Source organism: Flavobacteriales bacterium, from assembly GCA_030584065.1.
Lineage (GTDB): Bacteria > Bacteroidota > Bacteroidia > Flavobacteriales_F > PHOS-HE28 > PHOS-HE28.
On the sequence record CP129489.1, the window covers coordinates 2,608,823 to 2,625,850 of the forward strand.

Here is a 17,028-nt window from a genome sequence, read left to right on the forward strand (position 1 = left end):
AGCCGGGTCATTCACCGGAAACCTTCGCTGCGCTGGCTGGAGATCCTACCGCGGCCGAGGCCTGTGCATCGCCCGTCTGGCGCCTGATGCTCTCGCGGTGGATGGCGTCCATGAACTCGTTCACGAAGGCCTGACTGAGGCCCAGGTGCGCGGCCAAGCGCGATTGGCGGCGCATGATGCGCTCCCAGCGCTCCGGCTGGAGGATGGCGACCTGGTGCGTGCGCTTATGGTCTCCGATCCGCTCTGCAATGTCCATCCGTGCCCCGAGTTTCTGGGCGATCTCCTCGTCCAGCTGGTCGATCAAGTCGCGCAGCTCATCCAGCCGGTCCCGCATGCCCAGTGTGGGTGCGGCCTGCCTGAAGATGAGGCCATCCAGCATACGGGCGAAGGCCTCAGGCGTGAGCTGCTGGTCCGCATCGCTGCGTGCGGAAGGGGGGTCGGGATGAACCTCCACCATCAGGCCGCTGAAGCCCAAATCCAATGCCTGTTGGGCCACCTGCCCGATGCGCTCCGCGCTGCCCGCGATGTGGCTGGGGTCGCAGAGCAGCTCCAGCTCCGGGTGGGCCGCCTTCAGCCGGATCGGGAACTCCCACATGGGGCTGTTCCGGTAGGGCGTGCGCTCGAACCAATTGAAGCCCCGGTGCACGGCAGCCAGGCGCCGCAGGCCTGCACGCTGGAGCCGCTCCAGCGCTCCCGTCCACAGGTGCAGGTCGGGATTGATGGGATTCTTCACCAGCACCAGGATGTCCACCCCTTGAAGTGCATCGGCGATCGCTTGGACGCTGAACGGATTCGGCGTGGTGCGCGCACCGATCCAGAGCATATCAACCCCGGCCCGAAGGCAGGCCTCCACGTGGTGGGGTGTTGCCACCTCGGTGGCTACCAGGAGGCCCGTCTCCTGCTTCACGCGCTGCAGCCAGTCCAAGGCAGCATCCCCGGCTCCCTCGAAGGTGCCGGGCCGGGTCCTGGGCTTCCAGAGGCCTGCCCGGAACGCCTTCACGCGACCGTCCGCCTTGAGGGCCCGGGCGGCAGCCAGCACCTGGCCCTCGCTCTCGGCGCTGCAGGGGCCTGCCACGACCAAGGGACGATCGAGACCAAGTCCCCATTCGATCAATGGAGCGGGATTGAGCTGGGGATTCGCCACGGCGATCAAAGGTATCGGGTAACGGACAAGCAGCGGCGACGGTTCATGGAGCCCCCCCGATAGCTTTACCGACCGAAACCCGGGTCACTCGCTACCTCCAGGATGTCAACCGACAGGCGCAGCCTCATCTTCTATATGATCGCGCTGGTGGTCTTCGGGGGCATCATTTATACCCTCCTTGACCGCGGCGCCCTGCTTCGGCCCCAGCTGGCCGAAACGCTGTCCCCGGCGGATCCGGGTGAGCCCTTGGAGCTCTTCGGACGCACGCTGGCCGGCAACATCCGGCACCCCTTTGCCGTGCTGCTCCTGCAGGTGGTGGCCATCATCGCATTGGCCCGGCTGTTCGCCTACCTGTTCGCCCGGCTGGGCCAGCCATCGGTGATCGGCGAGATCGTGGCTGGCATCGTGATGGGCCCGAGCGTACTGGGCTACTGGCTGCCCGGGACCTTCAAGGTCCTCTTCCCCGAGGGGTCATTGGAGAGCCTGCACCTGCTCAGCCAGATCGGCTTGGTGCTATTCATGTTCGTCATCGGCATGGAGCTGGATCTAGGGGTGCTCCGCGGGCGCCTGCACACGGCGGTGGTCATCAGCCATTCGAGCATCATCGCGCTGTTCGCCATCGGATCGGCGCTGGCCTACGCGCTCTACCTCGACTTCGCGCCGCCCACCATCGCCTTCCGCTCCTTCGCCCTCTTCATGGGAATCGCGATGAGCATCACAGCCTTCCCGGTGCTGGCGCGGATCATCCAGGAGCGGGGCCTCACGCGCACGCGTCTGGGTGCCATGGCACTGGCCACCGCCGCATCGGATGATGTTGCTGCCTGGTGCATCCTGGCCGCCGTGATCGCCATTGTCAAGGCCGGCACGATGGTGAGCGCGCTCTACACCATCGGGGCATCGGCGCTCTACGTGGCCTTCATGCTCGGGGTGCTCCGTCCTTTCCTGCGCCGTGTGGGCGATGCGCATGGCGAGCGCCGTACCATGGGCCGTCCGCTCGTGGCCGGCATGTTCCTGGTGATGCTGGCCAGCGCCTGGACAACGGAGGCGATCGGCATCCACCCCCTGTTCGGGGCCTTCCTTGCCGGGGCCATCATGCCCTCCAACCTCAATTTCCGCAAGCTCCTCATCGGCAAGCTCGAGGACGTGAGCGTCGTGCTGCTGCTCCCGCTCTTCTTCGTGTTCACCGGGCTGCGCACGCGCATCGGCCTGCTCACCAATGAGCACCTGTGGTGGACCTGCGCACTGGTGGTGGGCGTGGCCGTTGCGGGCAAGAGCCTGGCCGCAGCCATCGCGGCGCGCATCACCGGCCACAACTGGAAGGAGAGCCTCAGCATCGGCGCCCTGATGAATACGCGCGGCCTCATGGAGCTCGTGGTGCTCAACATCGGCTACGACCTCGGGGTCATCAGTGCGGAGCTCTTCGCCATCCTGGTAATCATGGCGCTCGTGAGCACCTTCATGACCGGACCTGCGCTCAGCCTCATCGACCGTGTCTTCCGCGGGCCCGCGGACGAAGCGCCTGCAGCACCTGCGCCCGGCTGGCGGGTGCTCCTCTCCTTCGGCCAGCCCGAGAGCGGGAGGCGCGCACTTCGGCTGCTGCGGCAGCTGGCGGGCGGGGAGCATGGCCGCACAGAGGTCACCGCCCTGCATGTGACGCCGAGCGCCGATGTGAACCCGATCGACAGCCATGCCTTCGAACGGGAGGGCTTCAAGCCCGTGCTCCGCGAAGCCGATCGCCTTGAGCTCAAGGTGCATGCCGAGCACCACGTGAGCGGCGATGTCGGCGCCGATATACTGCGCACCGCGAACAGCGGGGGCTACGACCTGCTGCTGGTCGGCGCCGGGAAGCCCCTGCTCAAGGGCACCTTCCTTGGCGACCTCCTCGGCTTCACGACGCGGGTCATCGACCCTGGCAAGCTGATTGGATCGCTCACGGGCAAGGAGAGCCTGATCCCTGCCGATGACCAGCTGGACCCCAAGGTGCGCCAGCTCATCGAAGAGGCGCAGTGCAGCGTGGGCGTGCTCATGGACAAAGGCCTCGACCGCGCCCGTCGCGTGCTGCTCGCACTCGGGGCCCCAGGTGACCTCTTCCTCCTGCATTACGCGGAGCGCCTGCTCACGGACCCCGAAGCAAGGCTCACCATCCTCGATGCGACCGGACTGACGCAGCGCGACCCTTCGTTCCGCAACGGAGCGCAACGCCTGTCGCAGATCGGCCCCGACCGGGTCGCTCTGCTCCTGCACCGATCGGTCGATGGGGCCGTCCTCTCCGAGCAGGACCTGCTGCTCACCAGCTACAAGGGCTGGAGCCGTGCCGCAGAGCAGCGCGCCTCATGGCTCGAGCAGGTGCCGAGCACCCTCATCCTGCGCCCTTAGGGCGGCGCTCATCCGGCCGCCGCTCCGCCAGCCAGGCCTTCGCTTGTGCCTCCGTGCTGAAGACCTTGATCTGGAAATCCGGCGGGAAGTAGCTGAAATAGAGCTTGGCCACGGCCTCGCCCATTGCATCGGAGGCGGTGACGGCCAGCGCAACCAGGCCGCTCCTGCCGCGCTCCGGCTCGAAGTGGTTCTGCATGGTGATGTCCAGGTCGAAGTCGATGCCTTCCGGGATGACCGTATGCATTACGTAGGGCCCTTGGCCGCCGAGTTCCGCCCGCACCCTGCGGTTCTCCTCGAAACCGGCCCGATCGAGCGTGACATCATTCCGGAAACGCTGCTCGATGTAGCCCGGGGCAATCAGCGCCATGGACGCGCAGCGTGTCTGGATGGTCCTCGGGATGAATGCCATGGTGATCGGTGATGGATGGGCTCCGCCACAGCCAATGTACCACACCAGCGCCGCTGCCCGCTACCAGCGCAGCGCCACCTTGCCCGAGGTGGCACCGCTTGCCAGCAAGGCATGCGCACGAGGGAGCTCACCCGCCTCGAACTCGGCATGGACGTGCGGCCTCAGCAGCCCATCCCGATGGGCCCGCACCGCTTCCTGCAGGCAGCGCGCCACCAGGTCGGGCTTGTGATCGCCCAGCTTCAGCATGTTCACGCCGAGCACGCTCTTGCTCTTCATCATGAGGAAGATGGGCATGAGCAGGCCCATGCGCCAGATGAAGCGGGCCGTTCCGAGCGCACCCATCGCTCCGCGCTCAGCGCCGCCGAAAAGGACCAAGCGGCCACCGCTGCCGAGCAGGCGCATGTCGCGCGGATAGGTCGTTCCAGCAACGGCATTGAAGCTGGCATCGAGCCGGTGCCGACCGAGGTTGCGGTTCACCTGGTCGGCATAGTCGCCAGTGGACCGGTCCACCGCCTTTGCGGCGCCGAGGCTGCGCACGAAATCGGCCTTCGCAGCGCTGCCCACCACCGCATGCACTTCGCAGCCCGCGCTCACCGCCAGCTGCACCAGCAGGTGCCCGACACCGCCGGCCGCACTGTGCACCAGGACTCGCTCGCCGGCCTGCAGGGGGCAGAGCACCCGAGCTGCATACCAGGCCGTTGAGCCCTGCGTGGCCAGCGCCGCCGCCTCCCCCAGCGCGAGGCCCTCAGGAATGACCGCGCAGGCGCGATGGTCCGTGACGGCGCGCTCCGCATAGCCGCCGAATCGCGTCATGGCCACCACGCGCCGGCCGAGGAGGCCATCGGGGACGGTCGCGCCGACCTGCGTCACACGGCCCACCACCTCATAGCCGATGATGCTGGGCAGCGGAGGGGCTTCGCGGTAGAGCCCGCGCACGGCCATCGCATCCGCGTAGTTGAGCCCGAAGCCCTCGCACTGGATCAGCACCTGGCTGGGCCCGGGCTGAGGGTCCGGGTGCTCGCGTAGCGCAAAGGCCGATGCCGGCTCTCCGTGGCGTAACAACGTCCAGGCCTTCATGCTTGCGGTATTGCGCCCGAGAGCACCACCACGAACTCACCGCGCGGCTCATGGGCGGCGAAATGCGCGATGAGCTCGGAGAGCGTGCCCCTGATGGTCTCCTCGTGCAATTTGCTCAGTTCGCGCGAAACGCTCGCGCGCCGCTCAGGGCCGAAGGCCGCGCCGAACTCCTGCAAGGTGCGCAGCAGGCGATGCGGGCTTTCGTAGAAGACCATGGTCCGCTCCTCGGCCTTGAGGGCATCGATGCGCGACCGGCGGCCCTTCTTGTGCGGCAGGAAGCCCTCGAAGGCGAAGCGCTCGCAGGGAAGGCCGCTCACCACCAGCGCCGGCACGAAGGCCGTGGCACCCGGCAGGCATTCCACCCGCAGGCCGGCGCGTAGCGACTCGCGCACGAGCAGGAAGCCGGGGTCGCTGATGGCTGGCGTGCCGGCATCGCTCGCCAGCACAAGCCGCTCACCGCCCAGCATCCGCCGCACCAGCTGCTCCACCATGCGGTGCTCATTGTTCACATGGAAGCTCACCAGCGGCTTGGCGATGCCCAGGTGCTGGAGCAGCCGCCCCGTCACCCGGGTGTCCTCGGCCACCACGGCATCCGCCTCGGTGAGCGCACGCTTCGCGCGCAGTGTGATGTCCTCCAGGTTGCCGATCGGCGTGGGGACGAGGATGAGGCTGGTGACGGTGGCGCTCACTTCCAGGCCTTGATGAAGTCGCGCAGCAGGGCGTGGAGATCGGCGAACTCGGTCAGCGGGAGCGTCTCCGCGCGATCCTGGATGTCATGATAGTGCCCGATGCCGCCCAGCGTGTAGATGTAGATGGCGGGGACGCCGCGCCGCACGAAGGGGCAATGGTCGCTGTTGCATGCCGGCCCCCTTGCCTTTACTTCCTTCAGGTAGCCCTTGGCGCCGTTGATGGCCACCAGGCGGTCGTAGGCCTTCGGCTGCTCCGTCGCGTTCACCACCATGATGCCATCATCGCCGGTGCCCAGGATGTCGAGGTTGACCATCATGCGAACCTGCTTCCAGTCGATGGGGCGATCCACCGCGCACCACTCGCTTCCCACCAGGCCGGCCTCCTCGCCGGCGAAGGCCACGAAGAGCAGGTTGTGGCGCGGAGCCTTGCCCTTGGCCGCGAAGTGCTCGGCGAGGCTCAGGAGCATGGCCGTGCCGCTGGCGTTGTCGTTGGCCCCAGGGAACAGCGCGTCCGGCCCCATCCGGCCCAGGTGGTCATAGTGGGCCCCGATGACCATCCATTTGCGGCCCTTGCCCTTCACCATGCCCATCACGTTGCGCGCCGGCCTGCGGGCAAGCAGCTTGTTGGCCACGCGGAGGGTGACGCTCGCGGAGGAGTCCGTGAGCGCATCGCCGGCCACCTCGATGAGGGGGAAGGGCTCTGCATCCTGCGCGACGCTCCAAGTGAGCTTCTCCACGCGCTTGAGCACGGGACCCCGGGCCATCAGGTCACGCTCCCATTGCCTGAAGAGGCGGAGCGAATCCGCATTGCGCGTTGCCGGCCATTGAACGCACGCGGCCTTGCCCGTGAGCACGCCCATGGTCATGCGCCGGCGCTCCGGCGCACCCAGGTCGCCGGGACCGATGTGCGCGATGGCATAGGTGCCCTGCACGCTGCCGCTCTCGGGATCCACCAGGAACTCGCTGCCCGGGGCGAGGCGCCGGCCATCGATGGCCACCGAGAGCGTGTCGGGGAAGCTGTTCACATTGAATTGGAACGGCTGGTAGTAATCGGCTTTCACCGGCTTCAGTCCGAAGCGGGCGAATTGCGCGGCTATCCACTCCGCTGCGCGCGCATCACCATCCTGCACATACCCGCGGCCATGGAACGCCGGCGAGGTAAGCGTATCGAGCCAGGCGCGCGCACGGGCCGTGACGTCATCCTGGCCCATCGCCGCTGAAGCGATGAGGCCCAGCACCCCGGATAACCAGCGCCGATTCATGCGAAACGGCGCTGCAGCAGTTCGATGAAGGTCTCCAGGGCCTCCGGAGCGGGCGGCTTCTGGAGCTTGGCGAGCAGTTCGCCCTCAAGGATGGCCATTGCGACCTGCGCATCCGCAGCGGCGTTGAGACGGGCGATGCCGGACTCGTAGGCGCCCTTGTCGCCCCCGAAGAGCTCTGCGGTGAACCAGAACTTGTGGCTTACGGAAATGGCCTTCCCGAGGTCGTTTATACGCGCCTTCTCCAGGCGCTCGGCCAGGGACTCCGGCGCTTTAGCCGCTGCCGGCGGCGCAGGACTGGCCGCGGGTTGCGGCGGCTGCGGCTTCTCCTCCACGGTGTCGGTAATCGCCTCGATCAGCGAGATCTGCCGGGGGTCAGCCGGACGGGTATCGAGCCGGATCGACGGCGTTGGCGGCGCAGCCGGGGCCGGAGCGGGCTCGAGCGGAGGGGCCGCCTTCGACGCCTTGAGGTGCGCGTTCTCCCGGGCCTTGTGGCGCAGCACCACGAGCCGTTCGTAGAGCTCACGCGCATCGCCAACGGCCCGATCCAGGCCATCGAGCCCCAACGAACCGCTCTGCAGGCCCTCCCCGGCTCGCTGCAGCGATGCGATCAACGCCGTCATCGGCCGGTATCCCTTGTCGTCGCTCATGTGCATCGGACCGTTCCCGCAGGTCCCGGACGAAGATCCCTATTTTCGCCGCACCCGCAAAACGCCTCGGCATGCGCCGCTGGCGCTTCCGCCCAAGCGATGTTCCTGGAGCATACCGGCAGCCGCGCACCCCGCAAGGGCTGGATCGAGGTCATCTGCGGCAGCATGTTCAGCGGCAAGACGGAGGAGCTCATCCGGCGGCTGCGCCGCGCGGAGTTCGCCCGGCAGCGTGTGGAGATCTTCAAGCCCAGCGTGGACACCCGCTACGCGGAGGCGGAAGTGGTGAGCCATGACAGCACCAGCATCCGCAGCACGCCGGTGCCGAGCAGCAGCAACCTCTTGCTGCTGGCTGGCGATATCGAGGTGGTGGGCATCGACGAGGCGCAATTCTTCGATGAGGGGCTCCCTCAGGTATGCAGCGAGCTGGCCTCCTCGGGCGTGCGCGTCATCGCCGCCGGGCTCGACATGGACTTCATGGGAAGGCCGTTCGGGCCGATGCCGCGCCTGATGAGCATGGCCGAGTACGTGACCAAGGTGCATGCCATCTGCATGCGCTGCGGGGGCCTTGCCAACTTCAGCCATCGCATCAGCACCGGCGAGGAACTGGTGCTGCTCGGCGAGAAGGACAGTTACCAGCCGCTCTGCCGCGCCTGCTTCGACCAAGCGCTGGCCCAACCCGTCGCCGAGCGCCGATGACCGCCATCGGCCACAGGCTATCGCAGCTGGCCGAAGCCGCCGGCGCCCACTGGGCTCAGCGCTGCAGCGACCCGCAGATCGCGCACCTCAGCATCGATTCGCGCAAGCCCTTCTCCGCCGCTGATACGCTCTTCATCGCCCTGCGGGGCGAGCGGCACGATGGACATCGGTTCCTGCGCGAGCTGTACGCCCGCGGCATCCGCAACTTCCTGGTGAGCGAGCCGCGCCATGCCGAAGGGCTGGAGGAAGCCAATGTGCTCGTGGCGGCAGACACCCTGGACGCGCTGCAGCGCATGGCCGCCTGGCACCGCGGGCTGCACACCGCGCCCATCATCGGCATCACAGGCAGCAATGGCAAGACGGTGGTGAAGGAATGGCTCTTCCAGCTGCTGCGCGACCGCGAGCACATCGTGCGCAGCCCGGGCAGCTGGAACTCGCAGGTAGGCGTGCCGCTGAGCGTATGGTCGCTCAGGCCCGAGCACACGCTGGGGATCTTCGAGGCGGGCATCAGCCGGCCGGGGGAGATGAACCGCCTGCGGTCGATGATCCACCCCACCATCGGCATCTTCACCAACATCGGCCCGGCCCACGGCGAGGGCTTCACGGATGACCGGGCCAAGGCACTGGAGAAAGCGCAGCTGTTCGGCCAGGCGAAGGCCGTCGTGTTCTGCGCCGACCACCCGGCCGTGGCGGAGGCCCTTCATGCCAGCGGTGCCGGACGGGGCGCGGCCCTGAGGGGCTGGTCGCGCGAGCGCAACGGTTGGCTGCACGTGGTGCGCGAGGAGGCGCTTCCCCATGGGATGCGCCTTCGGGTGGCCGGCGAGCGTTTCGACTTCGCCTTCGACATCCCCTTCAGTGACCATGCCTCAGCGGAGAACGCCCTGCATTGCGTGACGCTGCTGCTGCACCTGGGCTGCGAACCGGCGTGGATCCAGGAACGCACCCCGCACCTGCCAGCCGTGAGCATGCGCATGGAAGCGGTGGAAGGCGTGCACGGAATGACGCTCCTGAATGACGCCTACAGCAACGACACGGCCTCGCTGGCCATTGCACTGGAGCACCTGGATGCCCTGGCCGCTGGCCGCCGGAAAGCCGTGGTCCTCTCCGACCTGGTGGGCGGGGCGGGCGAGGCGGAAGCCAAGTATGCGAAGGTGGAGGAGCTGCTTCAGCGTGCGCAGGTCGCCACGGTGCTCACCGTGGGCCCCGAGCTCAGCCGGCGCAGCTTCGGCTTCGCATCGCGGGTGGAGCACTATGCCGATGCGCAGGAGCTGGCGGAATCCGTGTCCCCCGCCACGCTCGAGCAGCACGCCGTGCTCATCAAGGGCGCCCGGGCGTACGGCTTGGAGCGCATCGCGCAGCGCTGGCAGAGACAGGTCCATGGCACGGTGCTCGAGATCGACCTGGAGGCCATCCGGCACAACCTGAACCATTACCGGGCGCTCCTTGCCCCCGGCACCCGCGTGATGGCCATGGTGAAGGCCTTCGGCTATGGCGGCGGCGCCTTGGAACTGGCCCGGCTCTTCGCGCACGAACAGGTCGACTATCTCGGCGTAGCCTATGCCGACGAGGGCATCGAGCTGCGGCAGAACGGGATCGCCACGCCCATCCTGGTGATGAATCCCGAGTCTGTGCCCATGGACGTGCTGCACCGCTTCCGCTTGGAGGCCGAGGTGTACGATGAACGGTCCTTGGCAGAGGCCATGCGGTTCGCCAGGCTGCATCCCGACGCGCCCCCGATACACCTGAAGCTCGACACGGGCATGCGCCGGCTCGGATTCACGGAGGAGGAGCTGCCCAGGCTGCTGGAATCACTGAAGGGGCAGCGGCGCGTGCGCATCGCCTCCATCCTATCGCACCTGGCCGCCAGCGAAGATCCGCAGCACGATGAATTCACACGGGAGCAGATCGCCGCGTTCACCCGCATGGCCGAGGCGCTCATCGCGATGCTCGGGTACCGACCCTTGCTCCACATCGCGAATTCCGGGGGCGCCACGCGCTGGAAAGAGGCGCACTTCGACCTGGTGCGCCTCGGCATCGGCCTGCATGGCATCGGTGTGGATGCCCAGGAGACCGGGCAGCTGCAGCACGCGTCCACCCTGCGCACCGTCCTTGCCCAGCTCAAGCGCGCTCCCCATGGCACCACCATCGGCTATGGCCGTCGGGGCATCGTGCAGGGCGACCGCATCATCGCCACCGTGCCGCTCGGCTATGCGGACGGGCTCTCCCGCAGGCTGGGCAACGGTGCAGGCCGCCTCTGGGTCCACGGCAGGCCAGCGCCCATCATCGGCAGCGTGTGCATGGACATGTGCATGATCGATGTCACCGGCATCCCTTGCTCGGTCGGGGATGCCGCCGTGCTCTTCGACCCCGCGCACCCCATCACCGAGCTTGCGCGGGACCTGGGCACCATCCCTTATGAAGTGCTCACGAGCATCCCGCAGCGGGTGAAGCGGGTGCATGTGCGGGGGTGATCCATCGGCCTTCCAAGGCCCTGCGTCATCCTTGTGCAAGGGTCCGTCCCTCAACCGATTCCATGAACCGCTGGTCCCCTAAATTTGTGATGAACCTGCCCTTGGAACCATGAAGAAGACCCTGACCCTGTGCGCGATCGCCCTGCTCTCCTGGAGCTCGGCCAGCGCGCAGCTGAACGAGACCGAATACGTGCCCGGCGACATCCTGGTGATGCTGAAGCCCGGCATGGAGGCACGGCGCATCGCGGAGGACCTGGCCACGCTGGATGGCAGCCCTACGGGCTTGATCGTGATGGAGGAGGTGAGCGCACCCATGCGCGCCTGGCTGCTGCGATTCGATCCCGAGCGGCAATCGCAATGGAGCATGCTCCGCGCCGTCCGCAGCCACGGTGCCGTGCAGCTGGCGCAGAACAATCACATCGTGAAGGAGCGCGCGGTGCCAGACGACCCTCAGTACAGTCAGGTATGGCACCACCAGAACATCGACAGCGAGGCCGCTTGGGACATCAGCACCGGGGGCATCACGGCCACTGGCGACACCATCGTGGTGGCAATCATCGAGAACGCCGACCTCACGCACCCTGACCTCACGGCCAACGCTTGGATCAACTACGACGAGATCCCGGGCAACGGCATCGACGACGATGGCAATGGATACATCGACGACCGCCGGGGCTGGAACACCCCGAGCAACAACGACAACGTGTACAGCGGCAGCCACGGCACCCAATGCGCAGGGATGGCCGGTGCCACGGGCAACAACGGCGCAGGTGTCGTAGGCGCCAACTGGAGTGTGAAGCTGATGCCGGTGAACTATGGCGGCACCAACGAGGCGGCGGTAGTGGCGGCCTACACCTATCCGCTCCGCATGCGGCGGCTCTACAACAGCAGCAACGGCGTGCGCGGCGCCTTCGTCGTGGCGACGAGCGCCAGCTGGGGCATCGATGGTGGCCAGCCGGCCAATTCGCCGCTCTGGTGCGCCATGTTCGACACGCTCGGCACCGCGGGCATCCTGAACTGCGGAGCCACGGCGAACAACGCGGTGAACGTGGACGTGGTGGGCGACCTGCCCACGGCCTGCGGCAGCGACTACATGATCAGCGTCACCGCCACCAACAACAACGATCAGCGGACCTTCTCCGCGTGGGGGGCCACCACCATCGACGTGGGGGCACCCGGAGAAAGCGTACGCACCACGAGCATCGGCGGAGGCTACGGCAATACCAGCGGAACCAGCTTCGCCACGCCCCTCACCGCAGGCGTGATCGGCCTGCTCTACAGCGCGCCCTGTGCAAGCCTGATGGCGCTTGTGCAGGCCGACCCTCAGGAAGGGGCCCTTTACGTGCGCCAGAAGCTCTTCGAGGGCGTTGAGCAGGCCGGCAACCTGCCAGGGAATACCGTCACAGGCGGCCGCATCAGCTCCGGCAACAGCATGCAGCTGATCATGGCCGGTTGCGGCACCTGCCCGGCACCCTATGGCGGGCTGGCGGCGCGGAACGGCACGTCAGCCACCTACAGCTGGAATTCCACCGGCGAGGGCCCTTTCAATGTGCGGTACCGCCTGCTGGGCACTGAGGAGTGGACAGAGCTGGCCGAGGTCGCCGAGCCCGAGGTGGTCGTGGACGGGCTGGACCCCTGCTTGGGCTATGAGTTCCAAGTGGAGGTGCTCTGCGACGAGGAAAGCAGCGGCTACTCACCCAGCACCATCCTTGCCGCACCGAGCGAGGGCGCACCGGTCATCACCGCCAGCGCGTATCCAGTGGTCTGCGCCGGCACCCCGCTTACGCTCACCTCCAGCACGGCCAGCGGCATCACATGGAGCACCGGTGCTCAGACCGCCAGCATCGCTCCGGTGGAGTCCGGCAGCTATACCGTCACGCTCGCCGGCCAATGCGGAACCTATGCTTCGGATCCGTTCGAGGTGACCGTGATCCCGGTGCCCGAGGCCCCAACGGCAGCGAATGTGCAGTTGCCCGGCCCTGGAACCGCGACACTGAGCGCCAGCGGGAGCGGCATCACTTGGTACGACGCCCCCGCGGGCGGCACGGCCGTCGGCAGCGGCAATGACTGGAACACACCCTTCCTCAGCGCCACCACCAGTTTCTGGTGCACGAGCAGCGCGGACAATGGCGCCGTCTCCTCCTACGGCGCGAAGACGGCGAACTCCACGAGCGGGCAGCATCACACCAACGCGAACAACTACCAGGTCTTCACGGCCAATCAGACCTTCATGATCCGCTCGGTGAAGGTCTATGCGAATGCAGCCGGCACCCGGCCCATTGCCCTGGTGGATGGTTCCGGCAACACCCTCGTGCAAGGCAATTTCAGCATACCCGCGGGTGAAAGCCGGGTTCAGCTCGACTTCACGGTTCCGGGGCCGGGCACCTATGGCTTACGCGTGGCCAGCGGCAACCCTGGGCTTTGGAGGGATGGCCTGGGCAGCGCCCAATCCTATCCTTACCCCTTGGGCGGATTCGGCAGCATCACCACCAGCACGGCCACGGGCGGCAACGGACTCTCGTACTATTACTTCTTCTACGATTGGGAAGTGAGCCTGCCTGCGGTGCGCTGCGAGAGCGAGCGCACCCAGGTAACCGTGGAGATGCCGCAATCAGTGGACGACCAGGAGCGGCCCTCCGTCCGGATTTTCCCGCACCCAGCGGACCGCGATCTCTTCATCGATGCGGAGGGGGCGTGGGCCCAAGGCCGGCTGCTGATGACGGTGCATGACGCCACCGGCCGACAGGTGGCCCAAAAAGCCATGGAGAACGGCCGTGCGACGCTCACCACGGCATTCCTGGCCAACGGGATGTACGCCTACCGCATCGAGCGGGATGGCGAAACGGTGCACCAGGGCCGGTTCGTGGTGGAGCATCTCTGGTAGGCCCCGGTCATCCTGGCGTACCGCATCGGCGCGTGTGGCTATCCAATGGGCCATGCGCGCCGATGTAGCTTTCGCGGCCATCGACATGCCACGCATCTCGGTCATCATCATCACGCACAACGAGGAGCGGAACATCGCGCGCTGCCTGGAATCCTGCCAGGGAATCGCCGATGAGACGGTGGTGGTCGACTCCGGCAGCAGCGACCGCACGCGTGAGATCGCCGGAGCGCTCGGCGCAAGGGTGCTCGAACGTGCCTGGACCAACTACAGCGACCAGAAGAACCACGCCAACACCTTTGCTGCGCACGATTGGATCCTCTCGCTGGATGCCGACGAGGCCCTTTCCGACGGCTTGCGAGAGGAGCTTCAGCGGTTGAAGGAAGAGGGCTTCGCCGGTGCCTACCGGTTCAAGCGGCTCACCAACTACTGCGGCCACTGGGTCAGGCATGGCGGCTGGTACCCCGATGCGAAGGTGCGCCTGTTCCCCAAGGCCGGCACGCGCTGGGAGGGCGAGCATGTGCATGAGACACTGGCCCTGCCGGACGGGTGCAGGGTCATCGACCTCGATCACGACCTGCTTCATTACTCCTATCACAGCGTGGAGGACCACCGCGATCGCATCGAACGCTACAGCACGCTGCATGCCCGCGCCATGCACGCCCAAGGTAAGCGGACCGGTGCGATCCGCATGTGGCTGGCCCCGGTGGTCAAGTTCGTGCAGGGCTATGCGCTTCAGCTCGGTTTCCTCGATGGATGGGCCGGGTGGCGCATCGCCACGCTCAGCGCATGGGCCGTACACCTGAAGTACCGGAAGCTGAAAGAGATGCAGGATCATGGGGCGGCCGCTTGATCATATCATCCTGAGCAGGACCGACAGCATCGGTGATGTGATGCTGACGCTCCCATCGGCAGGCCTGCTCAAGCAGCGCCTTCCCGGGGTGCGCATCACCTTCATCGGTCGCCGCTACACCCTGCCTGTGCTCAGTCGCTGCGTGCACATCGACGATTCGATTGCACTGGAGGACCTGCTCGACATGGGGGATGCGGGGGCCGTTTCACGGCTTGCAGCGCTTCGCGCCGCGGCCATCGTGCACGTCTTCCCGGAGCGGCGCGTGGCGGCTTGGGCCAAGCATGCCGGAATCGGACTGCGCATCGGCACCAGCCATCGCTGGTGGCACTGGCTCACCTGCAATGAGCGCATCCCCTTCAGCCGCAGGCGAAGCGACCTGCACGAAGCGCAGCTCAACGTGAAGCTGCTGGCACCGCTCGGCATCAACGCCGTGCCGCCCTTGGACGAGCTCACCCGTCTCTCGGGCTTCTCGGCGCCACGGCCGGAGGCATCCGTTGCTGCGCTCGTCCGCCCCGACCGCATCAATGTGGTGCTCCATCCGCTCTCGAAAGGCAGCGCCGTGGAATGGGGGCTGGAGCGCTATGCGGAGCTCATCAAGGCCCTCGATCCACAGCGCCACCACGCGATCATCACGGGAACGGCCGCAGAGGCTGAGCGCTACCGGTTGGGGTTGCCGCTGAACCTGGCGCACGTGGCGGATGCCGGTGGCCGGTTGGACCTGCACCAGCTGATCGCGCTCATCGGGGCCAGCCAAGCCTTGGTGGCGGCCAGCACCGGACCGCTCCATATCGCCGCTGCCTGCGGCATCACCGCCATCGGGCTCTATGCGGATGTCCGGCCCATCCATCCGGGACGCTGGGGCCCCATCGGCGCGCGCGCGCATTCACTGGTTGCGCCACCGCCTCAGGACAGCCGGGATGCCGTCGCGCTCATCCAGGCCATCACCCCGCAGCAGGTGCTGGCGCTGCTGCCACGCTGAGCTTCGGCGCTCCGAAGACGAACAGTGCATAGTACAAGGCGAAGAACGTCGCCCCTGCCTGGGTCTCGAGCGTGTCATCCGTGAGGCACGACACGCCGAAGGCAATGGCCCAGCAGGCGAAGAGCGGGCTGCGCCAGGCGCCGAGCCGCCATGCCGGCCACCACCACTGGAGGAGTGCTGCCGCAAGACCGAATGCTCCGAAGGAGATCCAGAGCGTGAGGTACTGGTTGTGCGCCCGCAGCCGCCATTGCTCACCGAGCGGGGAATCCACGGAGGCATAGTGCGCGTCGAAGGCACGCTGCGTATCGCCGGTGCCGACGCCCATGAACCAATGCTCCCGCGCGATGCTCCATCCCGCACGCAGGAACTCGAGTCGCATGGCCACCGAATGCCCGCCTGCCAGGCCCGTGCTCCGATACACCTCCAGCTCGAAGAGCACCTCCTCGATCCGCGCCCGCAGACCGCTGCCGGTCTCCCCATCCGCATTGGGCACCCCGCTCTCGATGTCCCGGATTTCTCCTTCGGTGAGGGACATGAGCGCTGCGCTGTCCTTGCGCAAGCCTTTCGAGGCCATGTAGCGCACCAAGGTCGACCACAGCGGGTGCCCGCGGTCATCGAGGTCGTCAAGCATTCGATCGCTCCGCCGCGGCCAGGTGCGCCGTAGCTCCTCCCAGGCCAGGTAGGTCCACACGTGCGAGCCGTTCTCGGTCTGGGTGTTGGTGGTGTCGTGGTAGTAGAGCTCCCCACCGGCGGTGCGCTCCATGCGCCGGGCGAGACCGGACGGAACCGGGTGGTGATGCGTCTGTACCGCCCAAACCGTCACGAATCCTGCGCCAATGGGAATGAGGATGAGTGCGGCCCGCATCCGCCTGCGATGACCGGCGGCGAGGGAGGCACTCCTCCTCCAAAGGGCCGCCCAGGCCATGAGCGCCAGGATGGCGGCACCCTGGATGCTGCCCAGCCGCAGCAGCATCAGCAGCGCAGCGATGCAGCCGGCCGCATGCGCGGCCCGCTGAAGCCACGGTCCGTCCGAATAATGGATAAGCACCGCAATCGCCAAGCACAACAGGAGAGCCAGCCGGATATGGCTGATGAACATGGAGACGGACCGGTAGTCGTGCGGTCCTGCCCCGCTGAACGCCACGCCGACAAGTCCCGATGCGATGGCGCTCCAGGCACCGAGCAGGAGGACGGTCCGCAGCTCCTTCGGCTGCAGCCGTTCCGAACCCGCCAGAACGACCCCGAACACGAGCACGGGCAACAGGATCCTGCAAAGGTCGATTCCCCAGCCGAGGTCCTCTGTCCAGAGCAGGCCGAGGACATGCAGGCCCAAGTAGGAGATGAACACCGTTGCCGGGGCGGAAAGCGCCGAGCGCCATCGCGCGCGCGCCTCGCCCAGCAGCAGCCCTGCTGAGATCCAGTTGGCCGCCAGGATCATCTGCGAGATGCTTAGGAAGGCGGTGCTCCAAGGGAGGAACACGGCGCACAGCGCGAGCGACGCGACATGGATACCGCGATGGGGCACGCGCACCGAGGCGGGCATC

At 67.0% G+C, this 17,028-nt stretch carries 13 protein-coding genes; 6 read left to right on the plus strand and 7 right to left on the minus strand.

Features of this window, described 5'->3' with window-relative positions; genetic code table 11:
• Nucleotides 1-7: 7 nt before the first annotated feature.
• Nucleotides 8-1,144: a chorismate mutase gene (locus QY325_11035; protein WKZ65295.1), complete on the minus strand. Its 1,137-nt coding sequence runs from the start codon at nt 1,142-1,144 to the stop codon at nt 8-10.
• Between the two features lie 102 nt (nt 1,145-1,246).
• On the opposite strand from QY325_11035, the gene QY325_11040 reads away from it, so the two are divergent.
• Complete coding sequence (locus QY325_11040; GenBank protein WKZ65296.1) at nt 1,247-3,520, plus strand: cation:proton antiporter; 2,274 nt, start codon at nt 1,247-1,249, stop codon at nt 3,518-3,520.
• Here QY325_11040 and QY325_11045 read toward each other — a convergent pair.
• From QY325_11045 to QY325_11065, 5 genes are read right to left on the minus strand one after another with little or no spacing between them, the layout of a single operon-like run.
• The gene (locus tag QY325_11045) at nt 3,504-3,929 is read right to left on the minus strand and encodes a hypothetical protein (protein ID WKZ65297.1); all 426 of its coding nucleotides are present in this window, start codon (nt 3,927-3,929) and stop codon (nt 3,504-3,506) included. The two genes, QY325_11040 and QY325_11045, sit on opposite strands and share 17 nt — an antisense overlap.
• A gap of 60 nt (nt 3,930-3,989) precedes the next feature.
• A complete protein-coding gene (locus QY325_11050) occupies nt 3,990-5,006 on the minus strand; it encodes a zinc-binding dehydrogenase (GenBank protein WKZ65298.1) in 1,017 nt (338 codons plus the stop codon).
• Complete coding sequence (gene rsmI, locus QY325_11055) at nt 5,003-5,695, minus strand: 16S rRNA (cytidine(1402)-2'-O)-methyltransferase (GenBank protein WKZ65299.1); 693 nt, start codon at nt 5,693-5,695, stop codon at nt 5,003-5,005. Before rsmI ends, QY325_11050 begins: the two co-directional genes overlap by 4 nt.
• A complete protein-coding gene (locus QY325_11060) occupies nt 5,692-6,957 on the minus strand; it encodes a M28 family peptidase (protein WKZ65300.1) in 1,266 nt (421 codons plus the stop codon). Before QY325_11060 ends, rsmI begins: the two co-directional genes overlap by 4 nt.
• Nucleotides 6,954-7,604 (minus strand): hypothetical protein, encoded by a 651-nt coding sequence (locus tag QY325_11065; GenBank protein WKZ65301.1) that lies wholly within the window; start codon nt 7,602-7,604, stop codon nt 6,954-6,956. Before QY325_11065 ends, QY325_11060 begins: the two co-directional genes overlap by 4 nt.
• A gap of 99 nt (nt 7,605-7,703) precedes the next feature.
• Between QY325_11065 and QY325_11070 the strand changes: the two genes are divergently transcribed.
• The 5 genes from QY325_11070 (at nt 7,704) to QY325_11090 (ending at nt 15,484) form a co-directional block, all read left to right on the plus strand.
• Entirely contained in the window at nt 7,704-8,300 is a 597-nt protein-coding gene (locus tag QY325_11070; GenBank protein WKZ65302.1) for a thymidine kinase, read from the plus strand.
• A complete protein-coding gene (locus QY325_11075; GenBank protein WKZ65303.1) occupies nt 8,297-10,771 on the plus strand; it encodes a bifunctional UDP-N-acetylmuramoyl-tripeptide:D-alanyl-D-alanine ligase/alanine racemase in 2,475 nt (824 codons plus the stop codon). Before QY325_11070 ends, QY325_11075 begins: the two co-directional genes overlap by 4 nt.
• 109 nt (nt 10,772-10,880) lie before the next feature.
• A complete protein-coding gene (locus QY325_11080; GenBank protein ID WKZ65304.1) occupies nt 10,881-13,655 on the plus strand; it encodes a S8 family serine peptidase in 2,775 nt (924 codons plus the stop codon).
• A gap of 52 nt (nt 13,656-13,707) precedes the next feature.
• Nucleotides 13,708-14,505 carry a glycosyltransferase family 2 protein gene (locus QY325_11085; GenBank protein WKZ65305.1) on the plus strand — a complete coding sequence of 266 codons (798 nt, stop codon included), beginning with the start codon at nt 13,708-13,710 and terminating at the stop codon, nt 14,503-14,505.
• The gene (locus QY325_11090) at nt 14,489-15,484 is read left to right on the plus strand and encodes a glycosyltransferase family 9 protein (protein ID WKZ65306.1); all 996 of its coding nucleotides are present in this window, start codon (nt 14,489-14,491) and stop codon (nt 15,482-15,484) included. Before QY325_11085 ends, QY325_11090 begins: the two co-directional genes overlap by 17 nt.
• On the opposite strand, the gene QY325_11095 is transcribed toward QY325_11090, so the two are convergent.
• Nucleotides 15,447-17,009 (minus strand): O-antigen ligase family protein, encoded by a 1,563-nt coding sequence (locus QY325_11095; protein ID WKZ65307.1) that lies wholly within the window; start codon nt 17,007-17,009, stop codon nt 15,447-15,449. The genes QY325_11090 and QY325_11095 overlap by 38 nt on opposite strands.
• Nucleotides 17,010-17,028: the final 19 nt, after the last annotated feature.

Coding starts and splice junctions, on each gene's coding strand:
- QY325_11040 (WKZ65296.1), top strand. CDS start 1,247: ATGTCAACCGACAGGCGCAGCCTCATCTTCTATATGATCGCGCTGGTG.
- QY325_11045 (WKZ65297.1), bottom strand. CDS start 3,929: ATGGCATTCATCCCGAGGACCATCCAGACACGCTGCGCGTCCATGGCG.
- QY325_11050 (WKZ65298.1), bottom strand. CDS start 5,006: ATGAAGGCCTGGACGTTGTTACGCCACGGAGAGCCGGCATCGGCCTTT.
- QY325_11060 (WKZ65300.1), bottom strand. CDS start 6,957: ATGAATCGGCGCTGGTTATCCGGGGTGCTGGGCCTCATCGCTTCAGCG.
- QY325_11065 (WKZ65301.1), bottom strand. CDS start 7,604: ATGAGCGACGACAAGGGATACCGGCCGATGACGGCGTTGATCGCATCG.
- QY325_11070 (WKZ65302.1), top strand. CDS start 7,704: ATGTTCCTGGAGCATACCGGCAGCCGCGCACCCCGCAAGGGCTGGATC.
- QY325_11075 (WKZ65303.1), top strand. CDS start 8,297: ATGACCGCCATCGGCCACAGGCTATCGCAGCTGGCCGAAGCCGCCGGC.
- QY325_11080 (WKZ65304.1), top strand. CDS start 10,881: ATGAAGAAGACCCTGACCCTGTGCGCGATCGCCCTGCTCTCCTGGAGC.
- QY325_11085 (WKZ65305.1), top strand. CDS start 13,708: ATGCGCGCCGATGTAGCTTTCGCGGCCATCGACATGCCACGCATCTCG.
- QY325_11090 (WKZ65306.1), top strand. CDS start 14,489: ATGGGGCGGCCGCTTGATCATATCATCCTGAGCAGGACCGACAGCATC.